General features: G+C 56.7%; 14 protein-coding genes. 8 read left to right on the top strand and 6 right to left on the bottom strand.

Annotated features, from left to right (window positions below; translation table 11 throughout):
* Positions 1-419: 419 nt before the first annotated feature.
* Both B5D52_RS16000 and pdxR read left to right on the top strand, forming a co-directional pair.
* Entirely contained in the window at positions 420-860 is a 441-nt protein-coding gene (locus tag B5D52_RS16000; protein WP_016147546.1) for a MarR family winged helix-turn-helix transcriptional regulator, read from the top strand.
* Positions 861-965: 105 nt separating this feature from the next.
* Positions 966-2,369 (top strand): MocR-like pyridoxine biosynthesis transcription factor PdxR, encoded by a 1,404-nt coding sequence (gene pdxR, locus B5D52_RS02370; protein WP_016147547.1) that lies wholly within the window; start codon positions 966-968, stop codon positions 2,367-2,369.
* A 388-nt stretch (positions 2,370-2,757) separates the two neighbouring features.
* Here pdxR and B5D52_RS02365 read toward each other — a convergent pair whose 3' ends face one another.
* Both B5D52_RS02365 and rpsT read right to left on the bottom strand, forming a co-directional pair.
* Positions 2,758-3,849 carry an S-layer homology domain-containing protein gene (locus B5D52_RS02365; RefSeq protein ID WP_016147548.1) on the bottom strand — a complete coding sequence of 364 codons (1,092 nt, stop codon included), beginning with the start codon at positions 3,847-3,849 and terminating at the stop codon, positions 2,758-2,760.
* Between the two features lie 191 nt (positions 3,850-4,040).
* Positions 4,041-4,304 carry a 30S ribosomal protein S20 gene (gene rpsT, locus B5D52_RS02360; RefSeq protein ID WP_016147549.1) on the bottom strand — a complete coding sequence of 88 codons (264 nt, stop codon included), beginning with the start codon at positions 4,302-4,304 and terminating at the stop codon, positions 4,041-4,043.
* Between the two features lie 158 nt (positions 4,305-4,462).
* On the opposite strand from rpsT, the gene gpr reads away from it, so the two are divergent.
* From gpr to B5D52_RS02335, 5 genes are all read left to right on the top strand, one after another.
* Entirely contained in the window at positions 4,463-5,344 is an 882-nt protein-coding gene (gene gpr / locus B5D52_RS02355) for a GPR endopeptidase (protein WP_016147550.1), read from the top strand.
* Positions 5,345-5,413: 69 nt separating this feature from the next.
* Entirely contained in the window at positions 5,414-6,472 is a 1,059-nt protein-coding gene (gene spoIIP, locus B5D52_RS02350; protein WP_016147551.1) for a stage II sporulation protein P, read from the top strand.
* Between the two features lie 45 nt (positions 6,473-6,517).
* Entirely contained in the window at positions 6,518-7,954 is a 1,437-nt protein-coding gene (locus tag B5D52_RS02345; RefSeq protein ID WP_016147552.1) for a spore germination protein, read from the top strand.
* Positions 7,951-8,601, top strand: a complete 651-nt coding sequence (locus tag B5D52_RS02340) for a Ger(x)C family spore germination protein (protein ID WP_016147553.1) — start codon at positions 7,951-7,953, stop codon at positions 8,599-8,601. Before B5D52_RS02345 ends, B5D52_RS02340 begins: the two co-directional genes overlap by 4 nt.
* Positions 8,594-9,442: a hypothetical protein gene (locus B5D52_RS02335; RefSeq protein WP_016147554.1), complete on the top strand. Its 849-nt coding sequence runs from the start codon at positions 8,594-8,596 to the stop codon at positions 9,440-9,442. The genes B5D52_RS02340 and B5D52_RS02335 overlap by 8 nt, the downstream gene beginning before the upstream one ends.
* A gap of 406 nt (positions 9,443-9,848) precedes the next feature.
* Here the strand turns inward: B5D52_RS02335 and B5D52_RS02330 are convergent, their stop codons facing one another.
* The 4 genes from B5D52_RS02330 to lepA are packed head-to-tail and all read right to left on the bottom strand — an operon-like array spanning position 9,849 to position 14,493.
* Positions 9,849-11,207, bottom strand: a complete 1,359-nt coding sequence (locus tag B5D52_RS02330) for a PFL family protein (RefSeq protein ID WP_040332782.1) — start codon at positions 11,205-11,207, stop codon at positions 9,849-9,851.
* 33 nt (positions 11,208-11,240) lie between these two features.
* A complete protein-coding gene (locus tag B5D52_RS02325; protein ID WP_016147556.1) occupies positions 11,241-11,510 on the bottom strand; it encodes an ACT domain-containing protein in 270 nt (89 codons plus the stop codon).
* A gap of 60 nt (positions 11,511-11,570) precedes the next feature.
* Positions 11,571-12,695 (bottom strand): radical SAM family heme chaperone HemW, encoded by a 1,125-nt coding sequence (gene hemW / locus B5D52_RS02320; RefSeq protein ID WP_040332526.1) that lies wholly within the window; start codon positions 12,693-12,695, stop codon positions 11,571-11,573.
* The gene (gene lepA, locus B5D52_RS02315) at positions 12,685-14,493 is read right to left on the bottom strand and encodes a translation elongation factor 4 (protein ID WP_016147558.1); all 1,809 of its coding nucleotides are present in this window, start codon (positions 14,491-14,493) and stop codon (positions 12,685-12,687) included. Before lepA ends, hemW begins: the two co-directional genes overlap by 11 nt.
* Positions 14,494-14,810: 317 nt before the next feature.
* Here lepA and B5D52_RS02310 point away from each other — a divergent pair, with 317 nt between their 5' ends.
* Complete coding sequence (locus B5D52_RS02310) at positions 14,811-15,215, top strand: hypothetical protein (protein ID WP_016147559.1); 405 nt, start codon at positions 14,811-14,813, stop codon at positions 15,213-15,215.
* Positions 15,216-15,582 lie beyond the last annotated feature (367 nt).

The raw sequence follows: 15,582 nt of genomic DNA, 5'->3' as shown, positions 1-15,582 counted from the left end.
GCCGCGCCGTGTCAAGGCTGCGCCGCAAAGCACCGAGGACAAGCCCGCAGCGCCCGCGCGCAAGCCGCGCCGTGAAGCGCCCGACGGTTCTGACCGTCCCCGTCTGGTCAAGGCTGCACCGCCCAAGGATGCCGTCGAACAGCCCGCGCAGGAGACTGGCGAGAACACTGAGTCCGGTGAGGTGGTACGCCGTCGCCGTCGCCGCCGCGGTGGTGCCAAGCGCCGCCGTTCGTCCGGTGAGGGTAACGCTACGCCGTCCGCTGAATAAGGGTTCTTCAAGAGGCCGTCTGTCAGACGGTCTCTTTTTTCGTCCTCTTTTCGACAAAAATCCGTTTTTTTCACCTTCATCTTGTCTTTCCCACAGGGGTATGCTATACTTAGTTTGCCAAATTAACTATTTTTGCAGATTGGAGGGTCTCATGTCGGACTTTGATTCCATCAATAATTTTCTGGTCGATATTTGGAGTCGCATCAACAAAATCGAGGAGCGCACCCTGACAGCCGGCATCGGCGATAATATCTCGCTGACCGAGATCCATATTATCGAAAAGATCGCTGCCGAGCAACCCAGCCGTATGTCCACCATTGCAAAGTCTGTCGGTGTCACGCTGGCCACCTTCACGGTTGCCTGTGACAAACTCGAGAGCAAGGGACTGATTCAGCGCACACGTGATACTGCGGACAAACGCGTGGTCAATATCTCACTGACACCGCGCGGCGAAGCCATCCATGCGTACCACAAGGAGTTTCATGAGCGCATGATCTCGGCCGCACTGAGCGAGCTGTCGGACAGTGAAACCGCGCTTTTGGCGAGCAGTCTGCAAAAGCTGCAATCCTTCTTTGAACAGCAAGACCAATAACGACCATACCGGGGCACCGATCACGCACGATCGGTGCCTTTTTGACTTGACTTTACCGCGCAAAACGGCTATTCTGAACTCATATTATCTGCGGAGGCTGGATGTATGCTGACCTATCACCTCGATCACACTGCAAAAATGCCGCTCTACGAGCAGCTATACCGCGCCATCCGCGCCGACATTATGAACGGCGTGCTCGCTGGCGGCGACCGGCTGCCCGCCAAGCGTCCACTCGCTGAGCACCTCAAGGTCAGTCAGATCACGGTCGAGACCGCCTATGGCCAGCTGACCGCCGAGGGTTATCTGCGTGCCGTGCCCAGAAGCGGATATTTCGTGCAGCAGCTCGATGCCCTGCCGCGCACGGCTTGTGCACAGGCTGCACCGGAAAAGCAGCAGGAAAAGACCGAACAGACCGCGGATTTTGATTTTAAAACCAACGTCGTTGATACCGATTGCTTTCCGTTTTCCACCTGGGCAAAGCTTTCCCGCGCGGTACTGACCGATTACGACCGCAGTCTGCTGCTGGCCGCTGCACCGCAAGGTGTACCCGCACTGCGCAAGCAGATTCGGCAATATCTGTACGCCTTTCGCGGTATCTCGGTGGACACCGACCAGATTGTCGTCGGTGCAGGTTCGGAATATCTGGTCACCCTGCTTATCCAGCTTTTAGGACGCACACGCACCTATGCCATCGAAACCCCAGGTTATCCCAAATTGACCCAGATTTTTCGGGCAAACGATGCGGAGACTGCACCCATTCCGCTGGATGATGAGGGTTTGTCCATAGAAGCACTGCGGCAGAGTGCGGCATCGGTTGCCTACCTGACCCCATCCCATCACTTTCCCCTCGGCATTGTCACCCCGGCTGCCCGCCGCGCTTCCCTGCTGCGCTGGGCAAGCGAGGGCGAAGACCGGTATTTGATCGAGGACGATTACGATTCCGAGTTTCGCTTTACTTCCCGTCCCATTCCGGCACTCAAAGAGCTTGACCACGAAGATCGAGTCATCTACCTCAACACCTTCGCCAAGAGTCTGGCACCCTCGCTGCGTATCGGCTATCTGGTTCTTCCGCGCCGTCTGCTGCCCGCCTATCAGGCAAAGTTCGGCGGCTATGCCTCCACCGTCCCGGTGTTTGAACAATACACGCTCGCGCGGTTTCTCGAGACCGGCAGCTTTGAACGGCATGTCAACCGCATTCGTATTCAATATAAAGCCCGTCTGGAAAGTCTGCTGGATGCACTGTCACAGTCTGAACTGCGCGGAATGTATACGGTATCGGGTGCGGAGGCCGGTCTGCATATCCTGCTGCATGTGGAAAATGGTATGGATGAAAAGGAATTGATCGCATCGGCGGCGAAACGGGGCGTTCGAGTGTATGGATTGTCTGGGTATTATGTGGATACCGCAGTAGCCTGTCCACCCGCAACGGTGATTTTGGGCTATGCCGGTATTCCGTCGGAAAAATTACCTGATGCGGTGAACGCTTTGGGAAAGGCCTGGAAAAAATAAAGCCGCACTCTTTTCCCGCCCGCAGGCGTAATAAAAGTTTCGCCAGCCTTTTCAAAGGCTGCAGGTTCTCAGGGCGGCGCCCTGAGTCGCGGCTCGCAAGCCGCGAAATCCCCTTTTTGATTCCGGTCAAAGACCGGAATCAACCAAAATAAAAATAAAAGCGCACTCCGCAGAGTGCGCAATCTCCCTGCGTGCAAAGCACGCTCATAAGAAAGACCACCCAAACGGGTGGTCTTTCCCTTTTTGTTTGTTTCAGTTGAAACCCGGGTCGGACACCGGGTTTCAATCAGAGCATTTCGAGCCTGCGGGCTCGACCAGGTTCCACCTGGACGGGCTCAAGGGACTCGTCCCTTGAGAATCCCGATTGTCGCCTGCGGGCGGGCTTGTCTTACTTCTTATAGTAGACTGTTTGTACCAATCCATCCACAACCGACACTGCGCCAGCCTTATACTCATCGCCAGTCGAGCACAGACCAGCTGTGCGCTTGGAATACATATCCACCGCAATGGCCTCGCAATCGGCTGCGACCTGCATGACCTCGCCGTTAACGCTCAAATTGGTGCCATCCCAGACGATCTGATCGTCGATCGACTGCGACTGTCCCAAAGTGATCGAATAGCCATCTTCGTCCTTTGTCATCTGCGTCAGCTCATACAGACCGGCATAGAACGTACCCGACTGATAATTCTCGATCTCAACGTCAGGATAAATGGTACTGCCGACGCAGACCAGACGAACAGCTGGGCGGGTCTCATAGAACGCCACGCCATCTACTGTCTGCAAGTGCAGCGCACGGTACAGCATAACCGCCATTTCCGCACGGGTCACCGGCGCGGTCGGGTTAAGTTTACCATCCGAGCCGCCGATGATACCGGCCTTGACCAGCGCGCCAACCGAATCGACCGCATAATCTGCAACCTGTGCCGCGTCCGTAAAGCCGGACAGATCACCTTCCGCAAATTGCAGTCCGGTGCGGTCCAGGGTACGCTTGAGCAGAACCATTGCGTCCTGACGAGTCAGTGTCTGGGACGGGTTAAAGTTGTTGTTCTCATCGCCTGCGGCAATGCCGATTGCACGCGCGGCAAGTACAGCGTCGGCATAGTAAGCGTCAGCCGATACATCGGCGAAGTTTTCGCCCTCGGCATACTTTTCCATATCGTATGCACGGTACAGCATGAGTACAAAGTCCGCACGGGACAGCGACTTACCCGGGCTGTAAATCAGATTGCCTGTACCCGACACCACGCCGGTGTTGGCGAGGTAATCAATGGCATGAAAGCCCCAGCTGTAATTTGTATCGACATCGGCAAAATAGACCGATCGTTCCGGGATGAACGCCATGCCGCCTTCGCGCACAACTTCAGCCTGTGCGGCGATGTCTTCGGACTGCTCGCTCATGTCCGCGGCGCATGCCGAGCTCATGAGCACAGCCGCGCTCATGAGTGCGGCCAACACGGTACGAATCCATTTTTTTCGCATGTAAAAACCTCCTATTTTCAAAAATATCAGATTTTCCAAACAATTATAGCACATTGCACGGAAAATGTATATCTGTATTTTGCTGGTTCATTCGCCAGAAACAACAAATATCTGTAAGATTTCTACAAAAAATATGCAAAAAAACACCGTCAAACCACAATGGTCTGACGGTGTTGTGTTCTCAAAACGGATTACTGTGCGTTGTTGAGCTTGAGGGTCATCGCGCTCTTCTTGTGAGCAGCGTTGTTCTTGTGCATCAGATGCTTTGCAGCAGCCTGATCAACAGCCTTTACAGCAACCTTGTAAGCAGCCTCAGCGGCAGACTTATCGCCAGCAGCCACAGCCGCGTCAAACTTCTTCAGAACGGTCTTCAGCGCGGACTTAGCCATCTGGTTCTGCAGATTCTTGGTCTTGGTTACCTTTACGCGCTTCTTAGCGGACTTGATATTCGGCATTGGGTTCCACCTCCTTCGGCTTCTAGTCATCAGTAGTTTTACTATACCACTAGTTCCACGAAATTGCAAGCTTTTTTTTTATTTTTTCGCATATCGGCTAAATTTTTTTCACAGTCTAGGAGCAATGCACAAATGCAAAAGAAAGGAACGATGTACACATGGCATTTCGCACAGATTTGGCGCGTGAGGCGCTCAACCACAGCAAAAATTTACGGAATACTGCCGGGATTCGGCAGACGCAGCGCACGATCGACGGGTTTACGGTCGACTGCGTGGAGGTTTTGAGCCGTGAGGCTGCCGAGGAGCTGGGCAAGCCGTGCGGGGCGTACTGTACCATGACGCTCGCACCGCTCACCCGACGGGAATCCGAGGCGTTTCCGCACGCGGTCGAGGTGCTGTCCGGTCTGCTGACCGAGCTGTTGCCAAACATGGACGATGACGCATCTGTGCTGGTCATCGGTCTGGGCAACCGTGCGATTACGCCCGACGCAGTCGGGCCGCTATGCATCGAGCACATTCTTGCCACCCGTCACCTACGCAGCGCACTGCCCGAACAGTTCGGTTCGTGGCGTGCAGTCTCAGCGGCAGCCGTCGGCGTCCTGGGACAGACCGGTGTAGAGGCCGCCGAGTTCACCCGTGGCCTGTGCGATACCGTCAAACCCTGTGCTGTCATCGTGGTCGATGCGCTGGCTGCCGGTTCCCTCCCCCATCTGGCGCGCACCATTCAGGTGACCGATGCGGGTATCGTACCCGGTTCGGGCGTTGAGAATGCACGGCAGGCGTTCAACCGTGAGGCGTTCGGGGTTCCGGTGATTGCAGTCGGTCTGCCCACGGTTGTAGACGGTGCCAGCCTGCTCTGGCACGCCAAACAGCAGGGCGCGGTATGTCCCGAACTGGAAGAGCTATCCGGTCCGGTCTTTGTGACCCCGCGCGAGATCGATCAGCAAGTGCACGACGCGGCCAAGGTGATCGGCTACGCGATCAACCGCGCACTTCAGCCCCATCTGTCCATCGGTGACCTGGATTTGCTGCTCAGTTAAACTTGTCTGCATACCTTTCCCTTTGGGCACATAGGTTAGACCGAGATCGAAAAAAGGAGTGACTGCCCTATGTCCCGTCGTCCATCCCGCAAGTCGACCGGCATCTTTGTGCCCGCAGCCGTCGCCCTGCTGTGCGCCGCCCTGCTGCTCATCGGTCACCGCATGGGTGGGGATGCGCAGGTGGACGCACTGCTCGATGCGATTGCGAACAATCGCACCTTTATCACCTCGTCGATCGCACTCGAGACCGGCGTCTCCGTCCCGGAAGCTGCCGCACCTGCGGCACAACCGCAGGCGGAGACCCCGGCGGTCGCGGTCGAGAGTGCTCCGCCCCCTGTGGACGAAGCGGACACCGCACAAACGAATACCGACACGCTTCCGTCCCCGCAGGACAAGCGTGATACTAGCATCAGCGTGCGCAATGATGCTGGATTGTCGGTCGATGTCGATGCCATGCTCAATGACCCGATTGACATTTCGGTGACTGCCGACGGCAGCCCGCAAGTGCTCATCTATCACACCCACTCGACCGAAGCGTACACGCCGGAAGGCAGCGATACATACACGGCATCGGGCGACTACCGCACGCGCGACACCAACCAGAATGTCGTGCGTGTAGGCACCGAGCTGACCAAGGTACTGGAATCACGCGGGATTGGTGTCATTCACATCACCGATATCTTTGACGATCCGGCATACAATGGCTCGTATGGACGCTCACTGACTGCCGCCGAGCAGGTACTTGAACAGTATCCCGACATTGCGGTCACCATCGACCTGCACCGCGATGCGATTTTGAACAACGACGGGTCGCAGTACCGCGTCGCTACCACCTTAGACGGTCAGGAAGTTGCTCAGCTCATGCTGGTCATCGGCACCGACGCGAGCGGTCTGGCACATCCCAACTGGTGGGACAACATGAACTTTGCCGTCAATCTGCAAGCCGATCTGAACGGCGCGTATCCAGACCTCATGCGCGATGTCAATCTGCGTTCCCAGCGATTCAACACCCATTTGCGATCGGGTTCCATCCTGCTCGAGTGCGGCTCGTCGGGAAATACCTTGCAGGAGGCCATCCGTGCAGTCAAATTATTCGGCAATGTGCTAGCCGACCGTCTGCTTGCATAAGATGGCAATTCCCGCGCAAACTATCCCCCGAAAGGGGGTTTTTCCTTGTCTGTCCAGTTTACGGATGATCTGTCCGAAAATATCAAGGTCATGCAGACGGTATTTTCCGGTGACAATACCTTTATTACGCGCCGCGTGCGCAGTCCGGCCGGTCTGTCCTGCGCGGTCTTTTTCTTCGACGGCATGGTCAATAACACCGCCATCAACGAGTCGGTCATCCGCCCGCTCGTGCATGGGCAAACCGCCGGCATGACTGCCGAGGCCGTCGCGCAGGGCCTTCTGCAAATCAACGACTGTAAGGTGGTTCCGGATACCGATGCCATGCTGTCTGCGCTGCTCTACGGTGACACGGTGATTTTAGTCGACGGCGACTGTCGCCCCATCGTGGTCAACACCAAGGGGTTTTCTCTGCGCTCACCGTCCGAACCCGAGAGCGAAAAAGTCCTGCGCGGCCCGCGCGAGGGCTTTACCGAGTCCTTTATGATGAATCTGTCCATGCTGCGCCGACGGGTGAACGACCCACGCCTGACCTTCTCCTTTGCCCGCTACGCCGGGCAGACCAACACGGTGATCTGCGTGTGCTGGATGAAGGGCATCACCCCGCCCACACTGGTGTATGAGATGCAGCGCCGCATTGAGCAGATTTCGCTCGACGGCATTCTGGATGCAAACTATGTGTCCGAGTGCGTGCGTGATGCACCAGAGTCACCCTTTCCGACGTTGGGAACGACCGAGCGCCCGGATGTTGCCGTCGCCCGTCTGCTCGAAGGCCGTGTGGTCGTACTGACCGACGGCAGCCCGGTTGCCCTGTCTGCTCCCTGCATCCTGCAAGAATGTTTTCAGGCCAACGACGACTACTATATCGCCGTGCGGCAGGCTGCCGTGTCCCGTGCCCTGCGTGCGATTGGATTCGTGTTATCCATCGTGATTCCGGCACTGTACGTCGCGCTGCTGGTCTTCCATCAGGAGCTTTTGCCCACCCGCCTGCTGCTCGCCATCGCTGCCGCGCAAAAGGGTGTGCCGCTGCCGCCATTCTGGGAGATTCTACTGCTGCTTTTGGTGTTCGAGACGCTCAAGGAAGCCGGAACGCGCACGCCGAGCGTCATGGGCTCGACCATGTCCATCGTTGGCGGTCTGGTACTCGGACAAGCCGCCGTTTCGGCTCGTTTTCTGTCTGCTCCTTCGGTTATCATTGTTGCCATCGCGGCAGTCACCGGTCTGACCGTACCCAAATTACAATCGGCGGCGCTGGTGCTACGGTTTTCCCTGCTGGCCGCCGGTGCACTGGGCGGGATTTACGGTCTGGTGTTCGGCCTTGCACTGGCCGTCGCCCATCTGTGCACGCTGCGCTCGTTTGGCACCCCCTATCTGCTCAACCTCATCCCGCGTGTCGCTGCTCGCACCGACGATACCTGGCTGCGCGCCTCTTGGCGTAAGATGCCGCGGCATCGCTTTCTTGCGCGTGAGGAGGACAAGCCATGAAGCGGATGTTAATTTTGATTGTGGCCGTTCTGCTGGCGTGTGTGGGCGGAAAAGGCCGTGGTGCGGGCGATCGTCTGCCCATCCTGAGTGCAGGCGTGAGTGCATCGTCCGACGGTCAGCTGGTTCTGACCGCCGAAGCCGTACGACAGGACAGTCTGGAAGGCAGCGCGGCCTCGCTCTATCTGACCACGTCCGGGAGCGATCCAGCGGCGCTATTCACAGGAGCGGAACAGCTGCTCGCCGGACAGCTCTACCTCAGCCATGCACGCACCTTTGTCATCGACGAGGCGGTCGCGCGGCAAGGCATCGCGCCGCTGATACAGACGCTGCTGGCACAGGATGACGTACGCCTGACGCTGCGGCTGGCCGTCGCGCGGGACGTGACCGCCGACGAGATCGTCCGCGCCCAAGCGGTGGTCGAGGAAATCCCGGGAGAAGCGCTAGGTGCCCTGCTCGACGCCCACGCCGTGCAGGGCGGTCTGCCCGACCTGCCCCTCTGTCGGGTATCCGACCGCATTCTGTCGGGCGCAGACTTTTCTCTGCCTGCTTTGACGCTGACCGAGGACGGGCGCGTCATCCCTGCCGGACAGGCAGATTTTCGGCTGGGCCGCATGACCGGTTTTTCGGGAGGTGAAGGGCTTGCCTGACAAGATTTTTCCCCGTGGGCGGGGCGCTCTGTTCTTTCTGGTGCTTTTGGCGCATGTGCTATTTGTCCCGGCGATTTCGTGGCCGAGCGTGCTGCTTGCAGGACTTTTCGCACTGGGACTGAGCATGCTCTGGCTGACAGCGGCTAAGAGGTGGCAGTTTCAGGACTTCTGGACGCTGCTGCGGCGCGTGCCGGGCTGGGCAAAGAAAGGAATTGGAGCGGGACTAATCTTATTTGCTGCATGGGTTGCCGTGCACACAGCTTGGGACAGTGCGAGATTTTTATACGACACGGCGTTGCCTGAGTGGTCACCCTGGGCGGGAATGATTGTCCTGTTAGTATTGTGCTGGCTGATCGCGTCCCGCGGTGCGCCTGCGCTGTGTTTATGGGCGGTACCGATGGCGTGGCTGGCTGGCGGAATCATCGTGCTGTCGCTGGTGCTGTCTCTCCCCGACTGGCAGTTCGATGCCTCGCTTGGTGTGTTTTCGCTCGGCGGGCTATTTCGTCCGCTGCGTATGATTTTACCGGTGACTGTGCTGGCATTGCTGTTTACAGGATATGACGAGCAGTTACCGCAGAGCGGGGCGGTTTTGGTCGGTACCGGCTGTGCAGCGGTGCTAGCCGGACTGACCGTTTTACGCGCGGGCGCGGTACTTGGTGCCGCCGGTGCGCGCACCATTTCCTATGCGGTGTATGAGGCAGCCGGTGTGTTTGAGACCGGTATTTTACAGCGCAGCGAGGTTATTTTTGGCGCAGCGTTTGCCATCTGCATGCTGGCACGGATTGCGCTGGCATGCTGTGTTATCCGACGGGCATGGCAGCTGCTCAGAGAGTCAAAATAAAGTTTTCGCCGGCCTTTTTCAAAAGGCCGCGGGTTCTTAGGGCAGAGCCCTGAGTCGGACTCCGCAGAGTCCGAAACTCTCTTTTGATTCCCGGTGTCCGGCCCGGGAATCAATTAAAACAAACAAAAAAGAAAGACCGTCCCTTTCGGACGGTCTTTCCCATGAGCGCACTTTGTGCGCAAAGAGTATTTCGCTCGCTGCGGCGAGCGATGATTTTTTATTTTAGTTGATTTTCGCATGCGCGAAAATCAAAAGGGGATTTCGTGTCCTGCGGGACACGACTCAGGGCTCTGCCCTGAGAACCCGCAGCCTTTGAAAAGGCTGGCGAAACTTTCATTACGCACACTCATTTTATTCGCGCTCAGCGCGAGAACAAGGATAGTGGCCTACGGGCTGCGGGCGGATTTTAGTTCTTCAGGCTATGGATCGGAGCCGGGATACGGCCGCCGCGATGAATGAACTTGGCCGGGGACTTGGTCGAGATCGGCATAATAGGTGCCGAGCCGAGCAAGCCGCCAAACTCAACAACCTCGCCGACCTTCTTACCAACTGCCGGAATGACGCGGACAGCGGTGGTCTTATTATTGACAACGCCGATTGCGATTTCGTCTGCGATCAGACCAGAAATAACCTCTGCGGTAGTGTCGCCGGGAACGGCAACCATATCGATACCAACCGAGCAGACAGCGGTCATTGCTTCCAGCTTTTCCATGCACAGTGCGCCCTGCTGAACGGCAGCGATCATACCCTCGTCCTCGGAAACCGGGATGAAAGCGCCCGACAGGCCGCCGACGCTCGAGGAAGCCATAACGCCGCCCTTCTTGACTGCGTCATTGAGCATTGCCAGAATGGCAGTCGTGCCGCAGCCGCCGCATGTCTCCAGACCGACTTCTTCCAGAATACGGGCAACCGAGTCACCGATTGCCGGAGTCGGTGCGAGCGACAGATCGACGATGCCGAAGGGCACGCCCAGACGCTCGGATGCAATCGAGCCGACCAGCTGACCCATACGGGTGATCTTAAATGCGGTCTTCTTGATGATCTCTGCGACCTCACCGATCGAGCAGTCACCTGCACGCTTGATTGCTGCCTGAACAACGCCCGGGCCGGAAACGCCGACGTTGATAACAGTCTCAGGCTCACCGATACCGTGGAATGCACCAGCCATGAACGGGTTGTCATCGACTGCGTTTGCGAATACGACCAGCTTTGCACAGCCCATCGAGCCGTTATCCTTGGTGATCTCAGCGGTATCCTTGATGATGCGGCCCATCAGTTCGATCGCGTCGAGGTTGATACCAGCCTTGGTGGATGCAACGTTGACCGAAGAACATACACAGTTAGTGGTTGCGAGTGCTTCCGGAATGGACTGAATCAGTACCTCGTCGCCCTTGGCAAAGCCCTTCTGGACGAGTGCCGAGAAACCGCCGACGAAGTTGACGCCGGTGGTCGAAGCCGCACGGTCAAGTGCCTGTGCGATCGGCACATAGCTTGTCGCATTGGTGGTCGCACCAATCATGGCGATCGGGGTAACCGAGATACGCTTGTGGATGATCGGAATACCCAGCTCACGCTCGATCTGCTCACCGGTTGCGACCAGATGCTCGGCACGGCGGGTCACCTTGTCGTAAATCTTGTCGCTGAGCACCTTGATATCATCCGAAGCCAGATCACGGAGCGAAATACCCATGGTGATGGTTCGAATGTCCAGATGCTCTTCCTCGATCATCTTGATCGTCTCTACAATATCGCTTGTGTTAATCATTGCCATTTATCTGCACCTCAAACTGATTTCCGATTAAATGCGGTGCATCGCATTGAAGATATCCTCATGCATACAGTGCACCTTCATACCCATCTCGGTACCGACACCGTCCAGCTCTGCGCAGAGCGCGTCAAACGGAACCGTACAAGCAGTGATATCCACGAACATAACCATGGCGAACATTTCGTCCATGACGTTCTGGGAGATATCCTGAATGTTTACCTTATGGTCGGATAACTTCTGGGAGATCGCGGCAATGATACCCGTTCTGTCCTTACCTACGACTGTGATGACTGCACGCATGTTTCATATCCTCCAAATACATGAAAAAGTGTGGGCGTCGACGGAAAAAATAACCGTCGCTTATTCTATATCATCGACGCTGAGCACGTCGGTGATGATGAGATTGGAAACCAGAAAACCGGCTTTGGTCAGCCGCCATCCGGTTTGGGTCTTTTCGGTCAGACCCGGTTTTTGCAGAGCTGCAAGGTGCGCTTCATAGGGTGCAAAGTCCCGTCCAAAACGCGCGGCAAAGTCCTGCACGTCCACGCCCGCGGCAGTGCGCAGGCGCAGCATGATATATTCGCTGTGCGGGGAAAAATCCGGGATATCCTCCTCATCCACAACCTGTGCATGATCGCAGAATGCGGTGAGCGAGGACGGTTCGGCAAAGCGCCGGCCGGCAACATAAGAGTGTGCTCCCGGCCCAAGGCCGAGATAGTCGGACAGCGTCCAATAGCGGCTGTTATGCCGGGATGCACGGCCGGGCTGCGCCCAGTTGGAAATCTCATAATGATCGAATCCGGCTTGCCGCAGGCGGTCACACAAGGCAAGATACAGATCTGCCTGTGCGTCCCCATCGGGTAAGACCGGATTTTCCCGTCCCATCGGTGTACCCGGTTCCAGCTTCAGGCTGTAACAGGACAGATGCGCCGGAGACAGCGCGAGCAGCGCCTCGACCGACTGCATAAAGTATTCCTGAGTCTGTCCGGGCAGACCGTACATCAGGTCTAAGCTGATGTTGTCAAATCCTGCGTCCTGCGCGCGGCGGATGGCCTCCTGTGCCTCGGCAAAGGTATGCCGTCTGCCCAGCATGCGCAGTTCGTCATCGTGTGCCGACTGCACGCCGACCGACAGGCGATTCACGCCCGCGCTTTTGAGCATGCTCAAAAGCTCATCGGTCATCGAGTCCGGATTGCATTCTACCGTGATCTCGGCATCAGGCAGGATGGCAAACCGCTCGCGCAGACCGTTCAGCATGCGCGTCAGGCGCTCTCCTCCCAAAAGCGAAGGCGTACCGCCGCCGAAATAGACGGTATCGGCCTGCCGTCCGGCAAACTGCGGCGCAAACTTGTCCGCATGCCAAAACAGTGCCTCGATATAGTCATCCATCTGGCTTTGCTTTCCTGCGAAGGAATAAAAATCGCAGTAACGGCACTTGGACGCGCAGAACGGGACATGGATATAAAGTCCGAAATTATTCTTCATCCAGCTTGAGCACGGCCATAAACGCCTCGCTCGGTACCTGTACGGTACCCAGTGTGCGCATACGCTTCTTGCCTTCCTTCTGCTTTTCAAGCAGCTTCTTCTTTCGGGTGATATCGCCGCCGTAGCACTTGGCCAGTACGTCCTTGCGCACGGCCTTGACGGTCTCGCGGGCGATGACCTTGCCGCCGATGGCTGCCTGGATCGGGATCTCGAACAGCTGGCGCGGGATATTCTCCTTGAGCTTTTCGCAGATGCGGCGTGCGCGTCCGTAAGCCTTCTCGCGGTGCGCAATGAAGGACAGAGCATCGACCTGATCGCCGTTTAACAGCATGTCAACCTTGACCAGATCGCTCTTGCGGTAATCGCTCAGCTCATAGTCCAGCGAAGCGTAACCCTTGGTACGCGCCTTGAGGGCGTCGAAGAAATCATAGATGATCTCGTTGATGGGCATTTCGTAGTGCAGCTCGACCAGATTGGTGTCCAGATACTGCATATCCTTAAATACGCTGCGGCGCTCCTGACACATGGGCATGATGTTGCCGACGAACTCCTGCGGGGTGATGATGGAAGCCTTGACGAAGGGCTCACGCGCCTCGTCGATGACTGCCGGGTCGGGATACTCATGCGGATTGTCGATCATAACGGTCGTGCCGTCGGTCTTGACGATCTCGTAGACAACCGAAGGCAGCGTGGTGACCAGATCGAGGTCAAACTCGCGTTCCAGACGTTCCTGGATGATCTCCATGTGCAGCATACCCAAGAAGCCGCAGCGGAAACCAAAGCCCAGTGCAACCGAGGACTCGGGCTCAAAGGACAGTGCCGCGTCGTTGAGCTGGAGCTTTTCCAGCGCGTCGCGCAGATCAGGATACTTGGAACCATCCTCGGTGTAAATACCACAGTAGACCATGGGCTGTGCCTTGCGGTAGCCGGGCAGCGCCTCAGGAGTCGGATTCTCCACGCCGGTGACCGTATCACCAACACGGGTATCTGCTACATTTTTAATCGATGCCGTGAAATAGCCAACCTCGCCGGCCGACAGTCCCTGCGTCGGGGACAGACCCAGCGGGTGCATATAACCACACTCAATGACCTGGAACTCGGCGCCGGTCGCCATCATGCGCACCTTCATGCCCGGTTCCATGTGACCGTCCATCAAGCGCATATAGACGATAACTCCCTTGTACGGGTCGTACTGACTGTCAAAGACCAGCGCACGCAGCGGCGCGTCCGGGTCGCCGGTCGGTGCCGGGATGTCGGATACGATGCGCTCGAGCACCTCATGAATATTCAGGCCAACCTTTGCCGAAATCTCCGGTGCATCTTCGGCCGGAATGCCGATAATGTCCTCGATTTCCTGCTTGACGCGCCCCGGGTCGGCTGCGGGCAGGTCAATCTTGTTGATAACCGGTACGATCTCCAGATTGTCCTCAAGGGCAAGGTAGGTATTGCCCAGCGTCTGCGCCTCGATGCCCTGTGCAGCATCTACGACCAGCAGTGCGCCCTCGCACGCGGCGAGCGAACGCGAAACCTCATAGTTAAAGTCGACGTGACCCGGGGTATCAATGAGGTTCATGTGATAGATCTCGCCGTCGTCCGCCTGGTAATCCATGCGCACCGCGCGTGCCTTAATCGTAATGCCGCGCTCTCGCTCGAGATCCATATTATCGAGCAGCTGCTCCTCCATCTCACGCTGGGTGACAGCCTTGCACTGTTCGAGCAGGCGGTCGGCCAGGGTGGATTTACCGTGGTCGATGTGCGCGATAATGGAAAAATTGCGGATATTTTCTTGTTTCTTCACACAAATACTCCTTCATGTAAAGTGATCGGGCGCAAAGATACGCGCCCTGATGTTCTTCTTTATTAGATAGGATACATTATATCAGAAAAAAACGCCTCTCACAAGAATTTCTCACCTTTACCCACTGCCCGGAATGCCGAATTTGCGGCTTTTCGGGCCGGTTTTTTTGGTATTTTCCGCAGGAAAATGGTATTACCTTTGTGCAGGGCATACAAGTTTCCCGTCCGGGTTTGTCTGAAATCCCGATGGTTTAGCGCGGTGAAATATGCTATGATAGGTGTCGTAAATCGTCGATTTCAGTGAGGTGATACATACAAATGATTGCATATTTGATTCTGACCATCGTATATTTCCTCTGGACGCGCGCACTGATCCCCCGTCTGCCCGCCGATCTTGCTGGGTTGGCTGCGGTCGGTGTATTCAAATGGGTTCTGCTGTTCTTCATCGGTCTGACCTTCGCCCGTGCATTCTGCCGTTACTACCGTCTGCGCCGTCTGCCTGCGCTCATGCTGGTTGTGCTGGCATTGCTGTTCATCGTGTGCACGGCGTTCACTGCTGCACAGATCTTGCAGCCCTTCCTGTCCACCCTGCCCGCATGGCTCGTCCATCAGCCCGCGGCGCTCACCATTCCGGTCGCTCTGTGCGCCGGTGCGAGCGTGAGCATGCTCTGGTGTGGTGCGACCTCGCCCAAGTACGTGTCCAAGCACGGCAGAGGCCATTAAAGCGCGTTGTCCACGAATTTTATCAGACCCATACCGCCGTCCGGTTCCCCGGACGGTGGTTTTTTCGCAATTTAAGATCTGCACTATATTATTTGTGCAAAGCGGTCAAAAAAACCGTGTCAAAACAGCATCTTCTTCCTCACTCTCTTAATACCTACTTGATCGTATAACGCATGCTGCCTCTGCGCTGATTGGCAATGACATGCGTCGTCCGCTAATTTTCCCCGCCGCCGTCCGGTTCTGCCGAACGGCGGTCTTTTTTGACCTTTTCCTTATTATTTCGGTGCTTCGTGCGATCATTTACGATTTGTCCATATAGATTCACAAATAATTCACATAATACCCTTGACAGGAAGGGGCGGCAGTG

The sequence above is a fragment of the Butyricicoccus pullicaecorum DSM 23266 genome (assembly GCF_900167005.1).
GTDB classification, from domain to species: domain Bacteria; phylum Bacillota; class Clostridia; order Oscillospirales; family Butyricicoccaceae; genus Butyricicoccus; species Butyricicoccus pullicaecorum.
Note: the sequence above shows the minus strand (reverse complement) of the source record. Positions and strands in the feature narration are given on the sequence as shown.

What these genes read in the sequence shown, in the direction of transcription:
- B5D52_RS02340 (WP_016147553.1), top strand. Translation starts at nt 7,951, where the DNA reads ATGAAGCGGATGTTAATTTTGATTGTGGCCGTTCTGCTGGCGTGTGTG.
- B5D52_RS02330 (WP_040332782.1), bottom strand. Translation starts at nt 11,207, where the DNA reads ATGATTAACACAAGCGATATTGTAGAGACGATCAAGATGATCGAGGAA.
- hemW (WP_040332526.1), bottom strand. Translation starts at nt 12,695, where the DNA reads ATGAAGAATAATTTCGGACTTTATATCCATGTCCCGTTCTGCGCGTCC.
- B5D52_RS02325 (WP_016147556.1), bottom strand. Translation starts at nt 11,510, where the DNA reads ATGCGTGCAGTCATCACAGTCGTAGGTAAGGACAGAACGGGTATCATT.
- B5D52_RS02310 (WP_016147559.1), top strand. Translation starts at nt 14,811, where the DNA reads ATGATTGCATATTTGATTCTGACCATCGTATATTTCCTCTGGACGCGC.
- B5D52_RS16000 (WP_016147546.1), top strand. Translation starts at nt 420, where the DNA reads ATGTCGGACTTTGATTCCATCAATAATTTTCTGGTCGATATTTGGAGT.
- spoIIP (WP_016147551.1), top strand. Translation starts at nt 5,414, where the DNA reads ATGTCCCGTCGTCCATCCCGCAAGTCGACCGGCATCTTTGTGCCCGCA.
- gpr (WP_016147550.1), top strand. Translation starts at nt 4,463, where the DNA reads ATGGCATTTCGCACAGATTTGGCGCGTGAGGCGCTCAACCACAGCAAA.
- pdxR (WP_016147547.1), top strand. Translation starts at nt 966, where the DNA reads ATGCTGACCTATCACCTCGATCACACTGCAAAAATGCCGCTCTACGAG.
- B5D52_RS02365 (WP_016147548.1), bottom strand. Translation starts at nt 3,849, where the DNA reads ATGCGAAAAAAATGGATTCGTACCGTGTTGGCCGCACTCATGAGCGCG.
- rpsT (WP_016147549.1), bottom strand. Translation starts at nt 4,304, where the DNA reads ATGCCGAATATCAAGTCCGCTAAGAAGCGCGTAAAGGTAACCAAGACC.